General features: G+C 68.4%; 14 protein-coding genes. 2 read left to right on the forward strand and 12 right to left on the reverse strand.

The features are described from left to right. Nucleotides 1-141: 141 nt before the first annotated feature. Together ABZY89_RS00005 and ABZY89_RS00010 are read right to left on the reverse strand one after the other, a co-directional pair. Nucleotides 142-393 (reverse strand): type II toxin-antitoxin system RelE/ParE family toxin, encoded by a 252-nt coding sequence (locus tag ABZY89_RS00005; protein ID WP_160026251.1) that lies wholly within the window; start codon nt 391-393, stop codon nt 142-144. Further along, nucleotides 390-650 (reverse strand): ribbon-helix-helix protein, CopG family, encoded by a 261-nt coding sequence (locus ABZY89_RS00010; RefSeq protein WP_355223608.1) that lies wholly within the window; start codon nt 648-650, stop codon nt 390-392. The genes ABZY89_RS00005 and ABZY89_RS00010 overlap by 4 nt, the downstream gene beginning before the upstream one ends. 82 nt (nt 651-732) lie before the next feature. On the opposite strand from ABZY89_RS00010, the gene ABZY89_RS00015 reads away from it, so the two are divergent. Beyond that, nucleotides 733-2,325, forward strand: a complete 1,593-nt coding sequence (locus tag ABZY89_RS00015) for a cation:proton antiporter family protein (RefSeq protein WP_355223610.1) — start codon at nt 733-735, stop codon at nt 2,323-2,325. Nucleotide 2,326: 1 nt separating this feature from the next. Here ABZY89_RS00015 and ABZY89_RS00020 read toward each other — a convergent pair whose 3' ends face one another. Continuing rightward, nucleotides 2,327-5,149, reverse strand: coding sequence for an FG-GAP-like repeat-containing protein (locus ABZY89_RS00020; protein WP_355223612.1), 2,823 nt, complete (start codon nt 5,147-5,149; stop codon nt 2,327-2,329). Nucleotides 5,150-5,220: 71 nt separating this feature from the next. Continuing rightward, on the reverse strand, nt 5,221-6,756 hold the full coding sequence (locus tag ABZY89_RS00025; RefSeq protein ID WP_355223614.1) for an AMP-binding protein: 1,536 nt from the start codon (nt 6,754-6,756) through the stop codon (nt 5,221-5,223). Nucleotides 6,757-6,802: 46 nt separating this feature from the next. Between ABZY89_RS00025 and ABZY89_RS00030 the strand changes: the two genes are divergently transcribed. Next, nucleotides 6,803-7,420, forward strand: coding sequence for a TetR/AcrR family transcriptional regulator (locus tag ABZY89_RS00030; protein ID WP_355223616.1), 618 nt, complete (start codon nt 6,803-6,805; stop codon nt 7,418-7,420). A 136-nt stretch (nt 7,421-7,556) separates the two neighbouring features. Here ABZY89_RS00030 and ABZY89_RS00035 read toward each other — a convergent pair whose 3' ends face one another. The 8 genes from ABZY89_RS00035 to ABZY89_RS00070 all read right to left on the reverse strand — a co-directional run bounded on the left by ABZY89_RS00035 (nt 7,557) and on the right by ABZY89_RS00070 (nt 15,965). Beyond that, the gene (locus ABZY89_RS00035) at nt 7,557-8,306 is read right to left on the reverse strand and encodes a CoA-transferase (protein WP_355223618.1); all 750 of its coding nucleotides are present in this window, start codon (nt 8,304-8,306) and stop codon (nt 7,557-7,559) included. Continuing rightward, nucleotides 8,303-9,112, reverse strand: coding sequence for a CoA-transferase (locus tag ABZY89_RS00040; RefSeq protein WP_355223620.1), 810 nt, complete (start codon nt 9,110-9,112; stop codon nt 8,303-8,305). Before ABZY89_RS00040 ends, ABZY89_RS00035 begins: the two co-directional genes overlap by 4 nt. Further along, the gene (locus ABZY89_RS00045; RefSeq protein ID WP_355223622.1) at nt 9,109-10,065 is read right to left on the reverse strand and encodes an acyl-CoA dehydrogenase family protein; all 957 of its coding nucleotides are present in this window, start codon (nt 10,063-10,065) and stop codon (nt 9,109-9,111) included. The genes ABZY89_RS00040 and ABZY89_RS00045 overlap by 4 nt, the downstream gene beginning before the upstream one ends. Then, a complete protein-coding gene (locus tag ABZY89_RS00050; RefSeq protein WP_355223624.1) occupies nt 10,062-11,021 on the reverse strand; it encodes an acyl-CoA dehydrogenase family protein in 960 nt (319 codons plus the stop codon). Before ABZY89_RS00050 ends, ABZY89_RS00045 begins: the two co-directional genes overlap by 4 nt. A 121-nt stretch (nt 11,022-11,142) precedes the next feature. Further along, nucleotides 11,143-12,936 carry a hypothetical protein gene (locus tag ABZY89_RS00055; protein WP_355223626.1) on the reverse strand — a complete coding sequence of 598 codons (1,794 nt, stop codon included), beginning with the start codon at nt 12,934-12,936 and terminating at the stop codon, nt 11,143-11,145. Continuing rightward, nucleotides 12,933-13,742: a hypothetical protein gene (locus ABZY89_RS00060; RefSeq protein WP_355223628.1), complete on the reverse strand. Its 810-nt coding sequence runs from the start codon at nt 13,740-13,742 to the stop codon at nt 12,933-12,935. The genes ABZY89_RS00055 and ABZY89_RS00060 overlap by 4 nt, the downstream gene beginning before the upstream one ends. 125 nt (nt 13,743-13,867) lie before the next feature. Next, entirely contained in the window at nt 13,868-14,995 is a 1,128-nt protein-coding gene (locus ABZY89_RS00065; RefSeq protein WP_355223630.1) for an acyl-CoA dehydrogenase family protein, read from the reverse strand. Nucleotides 14,996-15,119: 124 nt separating this feature from the next. Next, nucleotides 15,120-15,965: an enoyl-CoA hydratase gene (locus tag ABZY89_RS00070; protein ID WP_350660349.1), complete on the reverse strand. Its 846-nt coding sequence runs from the start codon at nt 15,963-15,965 to the stop codon at nt 15,120-15,122. Nucleotides 15,966-15,975: the final 10 nt, after the last annotated feature.

Here is a 15,975-nt window from a genome sequence, read left to right on the forward strand (position 1 = left end):
GGTCTCCCACCTTCACCGTGCTGACGCCGTCACCCACGGCCTCGACGATGCCCGAACCCTCGTGACCGAGCCTACCAGATAGGGCGAGTAGTCCTACGAACGACGTGTTACACAGCCGCTTGGCCGTCGACCAGCGGGGGATCAGACGCTGCGGCGACCCAGGTGGATGACGGCGACGGTGATGCGGCGCTCCTCGACCACGTAGACGATGCGGTAGCGGCCGACGCGGAGGCGGTAGCGGTCCTTGCCCCAGGCGTAGGCGCCGACGTCGCGCGGGGTCTCGGTCAGGGTGTCGACGGTGTCGAAGACCTGGATCAGGCCGATGGGGTCGTCGTCGACGTACGCCTCGGCCGACTGCAACGCCTCGTCGGCCCAGACGACCTGATAGGTCACTCGCTGAGCGGGCGGTCGAGACCGAGGGCGCGGCGGGCCTCGGCATGCGGGGTGTAGCTGACCTCGCCGAGCTCGCGGCGCAGGGAGTAGCGCGCGAGGGCGAGATCGTCCTCGAGATCCTCGATGCGCCGCTCGTGATCGTTGAGGTAGGCGCGGATGGCCTCGCGGGCGATCTCCTGCTTCGACCGGTTCTCCGTCCTGGCACGGTCGGTCAGCAGCCGGTCGTCGGCCTCGCTGAGTCGCAGAGTCATAGCCATGGACCCACTGTAACCCGAAGTGGTATCACGCGGTATCGTACGCGTGTCGGAACGTCGAGTTTCAACCTGGGGGAAGTCCAATATGACGCTGACCGCGCTCTATCTGCTCGTCGCACTCGGAGCGGGGCTGGTCGCGATGTTCCTGAAACTCCCGCCCCTGGTCGGCTTCCTGGCCGCCGGGTTCGGGCTGCACGCCGCCGGCGTCGGTGAGATGGCGGGGCTGCACACGCTGGCCGATCTCGGCGTCACGCTGCTCCTGTTCGGCATCGGCCTCAAGCTCGACGTGAGATCGCTGCTCCGGCCCGACGTGTGGCTGAGCACCTTCGCCCACCTGGGTTTCAGCGTCATCATCGGGGTCGGGCTGCTGGCCGGCATCGCGCCGCTCGGGTTCGCGCTCCTCGCCGACGCCGACCTGGGCGAGATGGCGCTGATCGCCTTCGTCCTCTCCTTCTCTTCGACCGTCTTCGCGATCAAGGTGCTCGAGGAGCGCCACGACAACAACACCCTCTACGGCCGGATCGCGATCGGTGTGCTGATCATGCAGGACATCGTCGCGGTGGCGTTCCTGACCATCTCCAAGGGCCACTGGCCCTCCCCGTGGGTGTTCGCGCTGGTGCTGCTCCTCCCGGGTGCCTGGCTCGCCCACCGGATCTGGGACCGGATCACCTCCGCCGAGCTGACCGCCCTCTTCGGCCTGGCGATCGCGCTCGTGCCGGGCTACTGGCTCTTCGAGGCGGTGGGGCTCAAGGGCGACCTCGGGGCGCTGGTGGTCGGCGTACTCCTCGGGTCGCATGCCAAGGCGCCGGCGCTGGCCAAGCTGCTGTTCAGCACCAAGGAGCTCCTGCTCATCGCGTTCTTCCTGAGCATCGGGCTGACCGGGGTGCCCTCGCTCGAGGACCTGGCGCTGGCCACTGCGCTGCAGATCCTGCTGCCGCTCCAGGCCGCTGCGTACGTCGTGATCTTCGCGATCATGGGGCTGCGCTACCGCACCGCGACGCTGGCCTCGTTCACGCTTACCAACTACTCCGAGTTCGGGCTGATCGTGATCGTCATCGCCTCCGCAAGTGGACTGGCGTCGGCCCAGTGGCAGACCGTGCTCGCGGTCGCGACGGCACTCTCGTTCCTGGTGGCCGCCGTCTTCAACGCGTACGCCGCGAAGCTCATCAACATGCTCAACCGGATGCTGCCGGAGCGGAGGCCCGACCGGCTCCAGGAGGCGGACAGGCCGATCAACCTCGGTGACGCCAAGGCACTGGTGGTCGGGATGGGCCGGGTGGGGCGTACGACCTACGAGGAGCTGCGTGACACCCAGGGCTACCGCGTCCTGGCGGTCGAGCACGACTCGCTGCGGGCCGACTCGCTCAAGGAGGAGGGCTTCGACGTGGTCGAGGCCGACGCCACCGACCAGGACTTCTGGGAGCGGGTCAAGAAGGGCACCGGCATGGAGCTGGTTGTCCTCACCATGCCCTTCCACGGCGACAACCTGCTCGCCATGGATCTGCTCCAGAAGCTCGGCTTCAGCGGCACCGTGGCCGCCATCGCCCTGCGCCCCGAGGAGCGCGACGAGCTCAAGAAGCGCGGCGCCCACGCCGTCCTGAACCTGTACGCCTCCGCCGGCTCCGACCTCGCCGAGAAGGCGCTCCGGGTCAACCAGGAGCGCCGACTCTCGGCGTGAGTCAGCCCAGCAGGTTGTAGCCCGACAGTGCACCCAGATACGTGCGGGTCACGCCGGTGCCGGTGCTGTTGCGCTCCAGCGCGTAGATGTAGCTGCCCGACCGCACGATCAGGTCGCCGCCCGAGCCGGCCCGCAGATCGCGTACGCCGAGCACCGCGTCATAGTCGGACAGGTTGATCGACAGGGTCTGCGTGGAGACCAGGCCGCCGGGACCGTTGCTCTCGTGGACGACGGTGCTGGTGCCGTTGACGAAGAGCACGTCGGGGGTGTTGCTGCTGTTCCAGCGCCCGACGCCGATCAGGCGGGTGCCCGAGGCCGAGGACTTCATGGTGATCGAGGCGCCGACCTTGGTCGAGCCCTTGCCCGGCCACAGCTTGATCGTGCCGCCAGAGGTGCGGCCCATCAGGTCCGGGTAGCCGTCGCCGGTGACGTCGCCGACCGCGTCGATGACGCTGACCGTGCCGAGGCCGGTCGCGATCGTGACGGGGCTGGTGAACTTGCCGGTGCCGTAGCCCCGGTAGAGGCGGACGGAGCCGTCGGACATCTTCGCCAGGAAGTCGCCCTTGCCGTCGCGGTTCCAGTCACCGGCGTTCATCAGTGCGGTGGCGCTCGTCAGGGTGATGCCGCTGTCGACCGGCGCGGCCAGGCTGACCCGACCGCTGTTCGGCTTGACGTAGAGCGTCGAGCCGGACTTCATCACCAGGTCCGGGAGGCTGTTGCCGACGAGGTTGACCGCTCCGACGACGGTGCGGTTGATGTCCGCGTACGGCCCCAACGGCTTGCCGAAGCCCGAGCCCGAGGCCGGGTAGATCCAGCCGCGGTTGGACGAGTCGCGGCCGATCAGGTCGCCGCGGCCGTCGCCGGTGAAGTCGCCGTAGCCGCTGATCTGGGCCAGCGAGGACCAGGACGGGCTCTGGGTCGCGAGCTTGATCGGCGAGCCGAACGTACCGCTGCCGGATCCCTTGAAGTAGTAGAGTGCCCCGGACTTGCGGCCGATCAGGTCGCGCTTGCGGTCCTTGTTGACGTCGCCGGTCGCGGCGAGCTTGTCGAAGCCGCTCAGCGAGCGCGTCGTGCCGGCCCGGGTGAACCCGCCGGCGCCGTTGCCGGTGTAGCGGACCAGGTAGCCCTTCGCGTTCTTGCCGACCAGGTCGTTGGCCGAGGTGCCGCCGATGTTGCCGGTCGCGGTGATCTTGGAGACCCCGTAGAACGTGCTCTTGCCGAGGTTCTTGAAGACCGCCGCGAAGGTGCCGTCGCCGCGGCCCTTGCGGATGCCGGCCGAGCCGTCGGTGCGGACCTGGATCAGGTCGGCCTTGCCGTCGCCGGTGATGTCCGGGGTGACGACGGCCTCGCGCACGGTGCTGCCGACCGTCGTGGACGTCTTGGTCGAGTTGAACCCGGCGAACCCGCCCGTACGCAGCGTGAAGATCCGGCCGTCGGACGCCCGTCGCGCCACGAAGTCGGAGTGGCTCGTGCCGGCGATGTGGGACTCCAGGTCGCGGCCGCTCCAGCTCTTCTGGAGGCTCGCGGCGAGCGTACGGATGGCGGGGAGCTTGGCTTGGAGGTTCGCGCCCGGGCAGACGGTGGTGCCCGCGTCGCGGTGGCCGTTGATCGCGTGCGGGAAGACCGTCTTGGTGCCGTCGGTCTTGGTCAGCGACACGTTGGTGGCGTTCGCGGTGACGCCGTGGAGCGAGAGCTTCCAGGCGTAGAGAGAGCCGTACGCCTGGATCATCGCGTCCGTGGGCTGGTTCTGCGTCGAGCCGGCGTCGTCAGGACAGCCGGCCGCGACCGTGTCGAAGCAGCCGAGCGCCGAAGCACCGAAGCTGTCGTAGTTGTAGCCGCTGGTGTGGGCGCCCTCGACCGGCAGCGCGACGCCGCCGTGGCGGCCCTCCCAGATGCGGCCGAACTTGTCGACGAAGAAGTTGTAGCCGACGTCGCGGTAGCCGCGGGTGGTCACGTGGAACTCGTAGATGCCCTGGATGATGCTGGGCACATCGGTCTCGGTGTAGGCGTTGGTGCCCGCGGTGTGGTGGACGAAACCGCCGTGGATCGTGCGGTAGCTCGGGGCCGTCTGCTCGCGGAGCGTCTCGTCGGCGCCCCACTGCGCACGGCTGTAGATCGTCGGGCTCGAGGTGTAGGTGGACGCGACCAGGTTGAGGTCGGAGTCCTTGCTGCCCTTGTGGACGTTGGTCGCCCGGGGCTTGTCCTTGTCGGTCTCGATCTCGGGAAGCTCGGAGACCGTGTCCTCGGGCTTGGCCGGCTCGATCACCGCGAGCTCGAGGTCGCCGGGGATCTCGGCAGCGTCAGGGACGATGATCCGGGTCTGCACCTGGTCGACGTGCCCGGCCAAGAACTCGTCGGTGCCCGGGCGGACACCCTTCGCCTCCGCCGTGCCGGCGTCCGGACCGTGGTCCTCGGTGTCGACCACCATCGGGCTCCACGACGACCACACGTCGTCCTTCAGGGTGCGGATCTCGGGGCGTACGTCGTCGGCGATGGCGCCGGACCAGGTCACGCCGACGACACCGAAGCCGGTGAGGTCCTGTGGTTCGCTCTTAATGACGTTGGTGCGGGGCTTGTCGACCTTCGTCGCGTGCTCGGTCGCCTTGCCGGTCGAGGTGGTCAGTGCGATCTCCTCGACGTGAGACTTCACCGAACCGGCGGGGAGGGTGGACGGCTCCCTGTTCGCGGCCTCGAACGCGGCCAGCGGGCCGGACGTGGTCGGTTCGGCGGTGGCGGAGTTCAGCGTCAGGGGGATCGCCACTGCGGCCGCGCCGAGAATGAGGGTGGTGCCGGAGATGGACGCGATCTTGGCGCGTCGGGGCATCGAAAGCCTCCGTGGGGGAAGTAAAGAACGGGCTGAGGAAACCTATACCCCCGCGGGGTGGGGTGTCTCACCTATATCGAGGTGTCGCGCAGGTCCGTCTTCAGGACCTTGCCGCTCGCGTTGCGCGGAAGGCTGTCGACCAGGACGTACGCCCTCGGCTGCTTGTAGTTGGCGAGGCGGTCCTTGAGCCAGGTCGCGATCGAATCGGCGCTCAGGTCGTCGCGTACGACGACGAAGGCCTTGCCCACCTGACCGAGACGGGCGTCGGGGACGCCGATGACCGCGGCCTCGACGATGCCGGGGTGGCCGGCGAGGGTGTTCTCTACCTCGGCTGGATAGACGTTGAAGCCACCGACGGTGAACATGTCCTTGATCCGGTCGGTGATCTTCAGGCAGCCGTGCTCGTCGAGGAAGCCGACGTCGCCGGTGTGGAGCCAGCCGTCCTCGTCGATCGCCTCGGCGGTCGCCTCGGGGTTCTCGAAATAGCCGAGCATGACGTTGTCGCCGCGGATCCAGACCTCGCCGTCCTCACCCGGCTCCGCGTCGTCGCCGGCCGCGGTGACGGTGCGGATCTCCAGACCCTCGACCGCAGGCCCGACCACCTTGGCCACGTGCGCGGGATCTTCGCCGGGACGGGTGGTGGTGGCGACCAAGCACTCGGTGAGGCCGTACGCGCCCTTGACCTCGTCGATCCCGAGGAGGTCGCGCATGTCGGCGAAGAGGCTCTCCGGGACGCTCGCGGCGCCGGCGATCGCGAAGCGCAGTGAGGAGAGGTCGTACGCCTTCAGGTCGGGGTGGTTGATGAGCGTGGTGAAGATCGTGGGGGCGCCGGGGAGGACCGTGATCCGCTCGTCCTGGATCAGCTTCAGCGCCTGGCTCGGGTCGTAGGTCGCGATCGGGTAGACCGTCGCGCCCGAGGTGAATGCCGCGATGAACCCCGCCTTGTAGCCGAACCCGTGGAAGAACGGGTTGACGATGGCGTAGCGGTCGCGCGTGGTGAGCTCGGCGCCGCGCGCCCAGACGTCGGCGACGCCGATCGTCTGCCGCTGGGCGCTCATCACGCCCTTCGGCTTCCCGGTGGTGCCGGAGGTGAACAGCAGGTCGGCGAGGGTGTCGGGGGTGACCGACGCCTTGGCGCCCTCGAGCCGCTGGTCGGGGATCTCCGCGCCCTTGGCGAGGAAGTCCTCCCAGCCGTTGGCGAGGTCGACGATGGTGAGCAGGTGCTCCGGGAGCGGGCCGGCGTCGTGGAGCATCTGGACGTAGTCGGTGCCGAGGAAGCCGTTGACGGTGATCAGCGCCGTGGCGCGGGAGCGCTCCAGGATCTCGCGCGCCTCATGGCCCCGGTAGCGGGTGTTGAGCGGCACCACGGCCGCCCCGATCGTCTGCGCGCCGAGAACCGCGACCGGGAACTCCCAGCGGTTGGGCGCCCAGATGGCGACGCGGTCGCCGCTGCGTACGCCGCTGGCCAGGAAGGCGCGCGCGGCTCTGTCCGCTGCCTCGGCGAGCTCGGCGTAGGTGAGCGTCGTGGGGCCGTCGACGATCGCCGGGTGGTCGGCGTAGGTCTGCTTGGCCTTCTCGATCAGGGCGGGGATCGTGCGCGGGGTCACCCTCGCTAGCGTAGTTGAGCAACTGCTTGTTTGGTAGGCTTCGTCCATGACTGACACGGGGGTTGCGCCGAGAAGGCGGGGGACGGCGTCGGGGTCGTCGCGGCGAGCCGAGCTGCTCACGCTGGCTGCCGAGATGTTCGCGACCAAGGGCTTCGCCCAGACGACCGTACGCGACATCGCAGACGCCGCCGGGATCCTGTCCGGCTCGCTCTACCACCACTTCCGGTCCAAGGAAGCGATGCTGACAGAGCTGCTCTCGGGGTTCCTCGACGGGCTCAACGCGCGGTTCACCGAGATCGTCGAGAGCGGGGTCGACCCGCAGGCCGACCTGGACGGACTGATCGCCGAGTCGTTCCGGACGATCCACAACGAGCGGCTCGCCGTCGCGCTCTACCAGAACGAGGCGTCCTTCCTGGCGACCGTCGAGGGCTTCGAGTTCGTCGCCGAGCGCTCGCGCGACAACGAGGCGCTGTGGATCCGGGTCATCGAGGCCGGCCAGGCCTCGGGCGCCTTCCACGCCTCCCTCGACCCTGCGCTGACCTACCGGTTCATCCGTGACGGCGTCTGGTCCACCGTCTCCTGGTATCGCCCCGGCGGCCGCCACACTCCCGAGACCCTCGCGGAGCAGTATCTGAAGCTGCTCCACGCCGGCATCCTCGCCTGAACTCCGCTGGTCGAGCCGCCGGGGCCGCTAGGCGGAGGCGTGTCGAGACCAACACGGTCCCATCGAGCGCTGAGGGGACCGTGTTGGTCTCGACACGGGTTCGTTAGTTCCTCACGAACCCGGCTCGACCAACGGACTACGGGACCTCTTTGAAGCGGAGGCCCTTGGGGTCTTCTGCCTCGATGATCTTCAGCTCGTCCGGGGTGGGCTCGCGGGTGAGGGGCGCGTCGGTGGCGTCGATCGGGAAGCCGGTGGCCTCCTGAAGCTCCTCGGGGGTGACGCCGGGGTGGATCGAGGCGACCTTGATCAGGCCCTGCTCGTCGTAGCCGAAGACGGCGAGGTTGGTGACGATGACGCCGAGATCGTGGAAGCGCCCGGCGGTGCCGGTGGCGCGGTCGTTGCCGACGCCGCTGGCGACGTCGACGCGGTCGACGAAGATCCGGGCGGAGTGCTTGGCGACCCAGTAGTCGACACGGTGGTTGACGGTGTTGCCGGGAGCGCCGCGTACGCCGATCAGCTGGCGTTTCGGCTGCCGCCAGTCGCCGATCGAGGAGATGTTCTGGTTGCCGTGGCGGTCGATCTGGCTGGCGCCCATCATCGAGTGCCGGCGGCCGCTCGCGACGATGTCGAAGATGCTGCGGAACGGGACCCAGGCCTCCGGGGTGCCGCCGGCCGCCGCGGTCTTCAGCAGGGGCGGAGCCTCGGCCATCATGAACGCCTCACCGTCGCTGAGCGCGAGCTCGGGGGTGTGGGTGGCCTTGGCCAGGCGTACGCCGATGGCCGGGACGATCCCGACGGCGTGGGCGAGCACCTCGCCGGAGCCCTTGAAGGCGTCCGAGACGGCGGCTACGCAGATGTCTGCTCGGCTGATCGTCTGCAGGGTCACAGGTAACGCTCCTCGAACTCGGTCCAGTCACTGTCGGAATCCGACTTGGCTGCGGCGACGTACGTCTTCTGGAACTCTTCGTCGCGGCCGTAGTCGGGCTCGCAGGTGGTGAAGTGGGCGCCGCCGGGGGCCTCGACGACGTGGTTGACGAAGATCCGCGGGACCAGGAGCGTCTGCGGCGGGGCCTTGGCGGTCAGGTCGTCGGTGGAGACGATCTGCTCGACCGACATGATCGTGGTGTCGGCCGCCATCGCGAAGAGGTCGTCGAAGTAGGGGTCGGGCCCGAGGTACTGCCCGTTGCCGGCCGCGTCGGCGCGGTTGAGATGGATGAGCGAGACGTCGAGGCGGAGGCCGGGGACGGCGACGTACTCCTCGTCGTCGTAGGGCGACTTCACCGTCTTGAGGTCGGGGTTCATCGCCATCACGTCGCTGCCGAGGCCTGCCCGGATGGGCTGGAACGAGAGCCGGTTCGCCCCGGCGCGAAGGCCGGCGACGAACATCCCCTCGTCGTACTCGCTCGTCTCAGGGATCTCGCCTCGCTCGCGGGCGCGGGTGAAGTTCGGGTCGAGCGGGATCGAGTCGAGGCTGACGAAGCCGTAGACCAGCTTGCGGATCCTCCCGGCACGTGCGAGCAGGCCCACGTCGGGGCCTCCGAACGCGACCACGGTCAGGTCGGTGATGTCGCTGCGGAGGATCTCCTTGACCAGCGCCATCGGCTTGCGCCGCGAGCCCCAGCCGCCGATTCCGATGGTCATCCCGGACTCGAGCTTGCTGGCGACCTCGGTGAGGGGGAGGGTCTTGTTCACGTGTCTCCTCGGAAGAGCTGGGCGGTGGCGTGGGCGCGCTTGAAGTAGAGGTGGGCGTCGTGCTCCCAGGTGATCGCGACCCCGCCGTGGAGCTGGATCATCTCGGCCGCGACCTGCGAGAACGCATCGGAGCACCAGGTCTTGGCGGCGCGGATGAGGCGTTCGTCAGGTGTTGCCTGAGTCAGTTCCCAGGCCGCTGCCCAGCTCATCGTCCGCGCGGTCTCGACCTGGACCAGCAGGTCGGCGCAGCGGTGCTTGAGCGCCTGGAAGGAGCCGAGCGGACGGCCGAACTGGTGGCGCTCCTTGAGATAGGCGACCGTACGCTCCAGCGCCTCGCGCGCCGCCCCCGCCTGGAGGGCGGTCATCATGGTGGCGCCGACGGTGGTGACGTACGCCGGGTCGACCGTGCCCACGGATTCATCCGGGAGGTCGTCGATCGTGACCGTCGCGAACCTCCAGGTCGGGTCCAGAGCCGGGGTCGGGGTGACGGTGGCCGCCGAAGGTTCCACCGCGTGGACCCGGTCGCCGCGCAGCACGAGCAGGATCTCAGCGCCGGTCGCGTCGATGACGAGATCGGACCCAGGAGCGGCGACCGCGGCCGTGGCTCCGCCCGCGATCCGATCCAGCAGCTCACCGGCCCGCGTGGTGTCGGCGGCGGTCAGGACCTGGGTCGCCAGCAGAGCGCCGACGAACGGCGAGGGCGTGAGCGTGGCGCCGAGCTCCTCGAGGACGAGATGCGCCTCGATGTAGGAGCAGCCGACACCGCCGTACGCCTCGGGCACCGCCAGCGCGGTCACCCCGATCTGCTCGCTCAGTGTCTGCCACAGGGTGGTGTCGTAGCCCTCGGGCGTGCTGATCGCCGCCCGCAGATCCATCGACGCGGCCCGCTTGGCGATCAGCGTGTGCACGGTCGCGACCAGGTCGGTCTGCTCCTCGGTGAGCGCGAACCTCATCGGTCCTCCACCAGCGACTCGAGGATCCGCGCACGATGCTCGGCCGGGGTGCCCCAGGCACCGACCAGCGCGCGCACCTTCAGGATCCACAGGCTCAGGTCGAACTCGCGGGTATAGCCGATCGCGCCATGGACCTGAAGCGCGGTGCGCGAGGCCAAGTAGGCAGCGTCACCGGCTGCGACCTTGGCCGCAGAGACGTCTCGCGGGGCGAGGGTCAGGCTCGCGTTGTGCACCAGCGGGGCGGCGAAGTCCAGGGCGACGCGGACATCGGCGAGCAGGTGCTTGACCGCCTGCTGGCCGCCGATCGGCTTGCCGAACTGGTGGCGTTGTTGGGCGTACGCGACGGTGTCCTGGAGCATCCTTCTGCCGGCTCCGAGGAGCTGGGCGCTGCAGGCCAGCGTTCCGAGATCCAGGGACTGACCTGCGTCGACGGTAGCGATCTGCTCGGTTGGAGTGAGGTCGAAGACGTGTCGTGTCGAGTCGACGGATTCATATCGGTCACCAGGCTCAGCGCGGTACAGCGCGGAGGTAGTCGTGAGCGTGAAAGCGTGGTCGGCGACGTCCGCATCGAGCGCCCTGGGCGTCATCGGCTGGACCGCGAGCGTGGCGACGTTCTCGCCCGAGGCGATCCCAGCGAGCACCTTGGCCTCGTCGGCCTGTGTCAGCAGCCCCGGAAGGACGGCGACGGACTCGACCCAGGGGCCAGGAGCCCCGTGATAGCCAAGCCGCTCGAAGGCGACAGTGAGGTCGACGGGGGACGCACCTGACCCGTCATACTCCTCGGGCACGAGCAATCCCGCGACCCCCAGTTCCGCAAGGCGCTGCCACAACGACAGCCCGAGTGCAGGGTCGCCATCAGCCCACGAACGTGCTGCCCCCGGAGTGTCGGCGGCCCCCAGCAGATCGTCGAGGGCGTCCGCGAACGCCGTCTGTTCCGGCGTACGTCCGAAACGCATGTGCCCCTCCTTGTGTGATCGCTGCATTGCGAGGCTACCAAGCAAATGCTTGGTCGTCGAGGAGGTGTCCGAAAAGGACGGAGCGCCGCCTGCGATTGCAGGCGGCGCTCCAACGGCGTTGTCAGCGAGGATCGACGAGAACGCGGTGTGAAGCTGGTGCGTATCTCGTCGTTCCGGCGTACTTGACGATCCAGTACCCCTTGGCCTTCACCTGGATCGACGTGCGGTACGTCCCGGTCGAGGTGGTGGTGAGCGTGCGCTTCAGCACGGGACCGGCTGCGCCCGCCGGGTCGAAGTAGATCTTCACCGTTGCCCGTGCGAGAGGCCGCCAGCGCGGGCCTAACGAGGTCTTTTTGACGGCCTTCAGGTCGCCGGTGAAGGTGACCCGTGTGCCGCGTACGGGCGTCTTGGCGGACGCGTTGATCCTCGCCAAGGTCGCCTGCCTCGTGGTCGTCAGCGCCTCGGACGGGGCGTATGAGGCCGACCCGGGATAGCGGGCGACCCAACGGCCAGGCGCGGTGACGGCGGCAGAGTAGGAATAGGCCCCCGACGTGTTTGTCTTCACGGTCGCTCGGTATTGCGGCCCTGTCGTTCCGGCCGGATCGAAGTAGAGCTTCACGCCCAGGCCGGCGACCGGCCGCCAGGCGGGAGCCCAGGTGGCTGAGGCGAGGTTGACCGCTTTGACCGTGCCGCCGATCTGGTGCCGGACGCTCGTGGTCGAAGCCGGGGGAGTCGCCCGAACGCTGGTCGCCGTCACCTTCTTCACGGTGATGGAGCCGACTGCAGTGCCGTTGAGGCTGATCGCATAGGTCCCCGGCGGAGCCATGCCGTCGATCCAGATCGTTCCCCGGGCGGTGTACTTGTCGATGGTGTGGATGAGGCTCGGGCCGAAGGTGTCACCGAAGCCCACCTTGGCCGGTGAGAAGGACATCCCGACAGTGCCGGACAGCTGCTCCCAGTTCCAGCCGCCGATGTACTCGACATCGATGGGCAGGGCTACCGGCTTGGTGCCTACGGTGACGCTGCTCGGCGTGAACACACGGGCTCTGACACTGCCCTCTCCGACCTTGATCGCGACGGTCTTCTCCCGATAGCCCGTGCCCGTGTGCACGCGGATGTCCTCGGCCAAGGTGGCCGCGATCTCGGCCGCCGAACCGGCGTACTCCGCGCTGACGACGCCGCTCGACGTCGCCGTGAAGCTCGTGGAGAAGGCGCCTGTGGACGAGGAGGTCACTGTCGCGATCTTGCGCTTCGCCTCGGAGCCGGTGGGGTCGAGGTAGATGTCAACAGCGCGGTCGGCCGCTGGCGCGTAGCCGGATCCGTCATCGGTAGCCGTGATCGAGCCGGAGACCTTCACGGTCTTTCCTGACGGAGCGATTCTCGGAGCGACGTTCATCTCCATACGTACGTCACGCTTGAGCCCGAACTCGATCGCCTGAGGTGCGTCGAGACGGATCTCGTGCTCCTGCCCGTCCTTGGTGATGACGACGTGCTGGTCCAAGGTGAGGGAAAATCGGCCGTCGGTGTTGAAGAGCGCGCCACGGGCGCGTGTACGGCTGCTGTTGACGGAGGCCAGTGTCCAGTCCGAGAGAGTCGACGACTCGCCCACTCGGGCGATCGAGATCATCGGCCGCTTGCCTGTCTCATCCACGAACCGGATGGCAGTGCCGTTGTGCTCGTAGTGCACGTCGACGACGACGCTCTCCTCCGTCGCGTTCCACCAGTCGCGAGCGTTGGCGGTCGCGTCCTGGACGCGGATCCTCGCCGTCACGACGGCGTCGCCGTCCGTGAACTCCCGGGTGACCTCGTTGATGACAGGGGTTGCCTTGGCGCGGTCCTGGGATATCGAGACGAGGCCAACGCCCGCGGCGAGGGCGAGTACGACGAGAGCACTGAGGATGCGGGGGGTTCTCAACTTGCCACCGCCTTGCTCGCGGACGACGCCGCCCAGTTCGTGGATCCGGCGAAGGCAAACGACCAGGTCCCCTTGCCCTTCCGGGGAACGATGAGATCGAAGGTTCCGCCTGCCGACACGTAGATGCTGCGCTGCAACGCCTTGGACCTGGTGCCGGCGGGGTCGAAGTAGATCCGAAGGACCTCTCCAGGGACGGCCTGGGTATTGCCGTTCTCTCCGGGCGCCCGGAGAGACCCGGAGAACCGGATGGTGGTCCTGGTCGTGGCGGCACTCTCGAGCGCGACCTGGGTCTTGGTCTTCACGCTGAAGGATCCGAGCTTGACGTTGCCGAAGGTGAAGTCGTCGTACGCCGCCGCGCCCTCGTCGAAGTGCGCCCTCACACGGGCGACCTCCAGAAAGACCTCGTACTTCCCACTGAGCGTCGGCGCCGGGCCACGGTTGGACATCATGTCCACGTTGATCCGCGTCGTACCGGCTCCAGCCGGTGCGGAGACCTGGGCGGATGTGACCGTCGGTCCGCTGCCTCGGGTCTGTTCAACCCGCAGTTCCACCAGGCTGTGGGTGAACTCGAGCCGATCAGCCGTCGTCGACCACGTCAGGTCGACCGGGACGGTGGTCCATGTCGCATTGCTGAGCGTGACTGTCGACGGAACCCTGGCCGACACAGTGACTGTCGTGTCCAGCGACTTCGCGGTTTGCTGGTTGGTGCCTATCTGCCAGGTCGCCGCCGGCGTGGAACCGGCTGTGCCGGCCACCAGTACCAAGCCCGCAAGCACGCCGAGAAGGCGCGTGGGGGTGACTCTCATGAAGGCGTTGCTCCGAGTGTGTGCCCGAGCCCGGTAGGTCCGGGTGCAGCACGGATGGTGCCATACCCCGCCCGGTGTGCAGGGGTGATTCCTTCACGTACGCCACTCGTCTGAGCAACAGTTCGCTAGCCGAGCCGGGGGAGGCCCAAGAGCCGCTCGGCGACGATGTTGCGCTGAATCTGGTTGGTGCCGGCGTAGATCGGACCACCGAGTGAGAACAGATAGCCGTCCGACCAGGGCGAAGGTAGTTCCGCATCCGGGCCGAGAAGGTCAAGCGCGGTCTCGTGAAGGTCCACGTCGAGCTCGGACCAAAAGAGCTTGTTGACCGAACCTTCCGCGCCGACCGAGCCGCCGGCCTCGACCCGCGTCACGGTGTCCCAGGTGTAGAGGCGGTAGGCCTCGGCACGGATCCAGGCGTCGACTACCCGGTCGTTGGCATGGGGCTGCGGGGCGTCGGCGTACAACGAGATCAACCGCTCCGCCGCCGCCATGAACCGCCCGGGCGACCGCAGGGAGAGGCCACGCTCGTTGCCCGCGGTCGACATCGCGACCTTCCAGCCGTCGCCGACCCCGCCGAGCACGTCATCGTCTGGCACGAAGACGTCGTCGAAGAAGATCTCCGCGAACCCGGGAGTGCCGTCGAGCTGGTCGATCGGACGGACCGTGACGCCGTCGGCGTCGAGCGGAAAGAGGAAGTACGTCAGGCCCCGGTGCCGCTCGGCGGAAGGATCCGAGCGGAAGAGGCCGAAGCCGCGGTCAGCGAAGGGCGCGCGGCTGCTCCAGGTCTTCTGGCCGTTGAGCCTCCAACCGCCCTCGACCTGCGTCGCGGACGCACGGAGCGAAGCCAGGTCGGACCCCGCCTCCGGCTCTGACCATGCCTGCGCCCAGACGAGCGTGCCGTCGGTCATGTCGCGCAGGTAGCGCTCCTTCTGGGCGTCGGTCCCGTGGCCGAAGATGATCGGTGCGAGCAGCGAGATGCCGTTCTGGCTGATCCTCGTCGGGGCGCCGGCGAGGTAGTACTCCTCCTCGAAGATGACCCACTCGGGCAGCGACGCGTCGCGACCGCCGTACGCCTCCGGCCAGGCGACCACCGACCACCGACCGGAGGCCAGGGTGCGCTCCCACTCCCGGTGGGCCGCGGCGCCCTCGGCGGTGTCCATCGATGGCAGCCGGCCGGGGTTGTTGGCGGCGAGCCACTCGCGCGCCTCAAGGCGGAACGTTTCCTCGGCTTCGGTGAACTCGAGCGTGCTCATCGGGCTCCTCGGTCGCTGTAACACGTTGTTCGTAGGTCTATCCGGTCGTTCTGATAGGGCGAGTAGTCCCACGAACGACGTGTTACAGCGGTGCTCGCCGGTCGCAGCACGCTGTTTTCGAGGTTCACGACTTCATCGACCTCGCGTTCATCCCCGCGAGCGAGTCCTTGCCGACCTCGGCGTTGTGGGCGTGGGCGGCGTGGTGGAGGCCGAAGACCGAGTCCATCCCGGCGCGCATCCCCATCAGGTCCTCGGCCTGGTTGACCGCCTTCTTCGCCAGCGCCAGCCCCAGGCGCGGCATCTCGGCGATCCGCCCGGCGAGGGCGAGCGTCTCGGTCTCGAGGTCGTCGCGGCGTACGACATGGTTGACCATGCCCCAGCGCTCGGCCTGCTCGGCGGAGAAGCGGTCGCCGGTGAAGAGCATCTCCTTGGCGGCGCGGGGGTTGGTGACCCACGGGTGGGCGAAGTACTCGACCCCCGGGATGCCCATCTTGACCACCGGGTCGGAGAAGAAGGCGTCGTCGGAGGCGACGATGAAGTCGCAGGACCAGGCGAGCATCAGGCCGCCGGCGATGCAGGCGCCCTGCACCATCGCGATCGTCGGCTTCGGCAGCTCGCGCCAGCGGCGGCACATGCCGAGGTAGACCTCGGACTCGCGCGCGAAGCGGGAGTCGACGCCCTCCTTGCCGACGTGGTCCCACCACATCACGGCCTTGCGCTCGAAGCTCTCGTCGATGTCGCGGCCCGGGGTGCCGATGTCGTGGCCGGCGCAGAAGTGCTTGCCGTTGCCGCCGAGGACGATGACCTTGATCTCGTCATCGTTGGTCGCTCGGGTGAACGCCTCGTCGAGCGCGTAGGTCACCTTCGAGTTCTGGGCGTTGCGGTATTCGGGGCGGTTCAGCCGCACCACCGCGACGGGTCCGTGGGTCTCGTACGTCACGACACTGGTCTCGGTTGGAGTGGCGCTCATGTCGCAGACG

It is taken from the genome of Nocardioides sp. NPDC006303 (assembly GCF_040613175.1).
Classification (GTDB): domain Bacteria; phylum Actinomycetota; class Actinomycetes; order Propionibacteriales; family Nocardioidaceae; genus Nocardioides.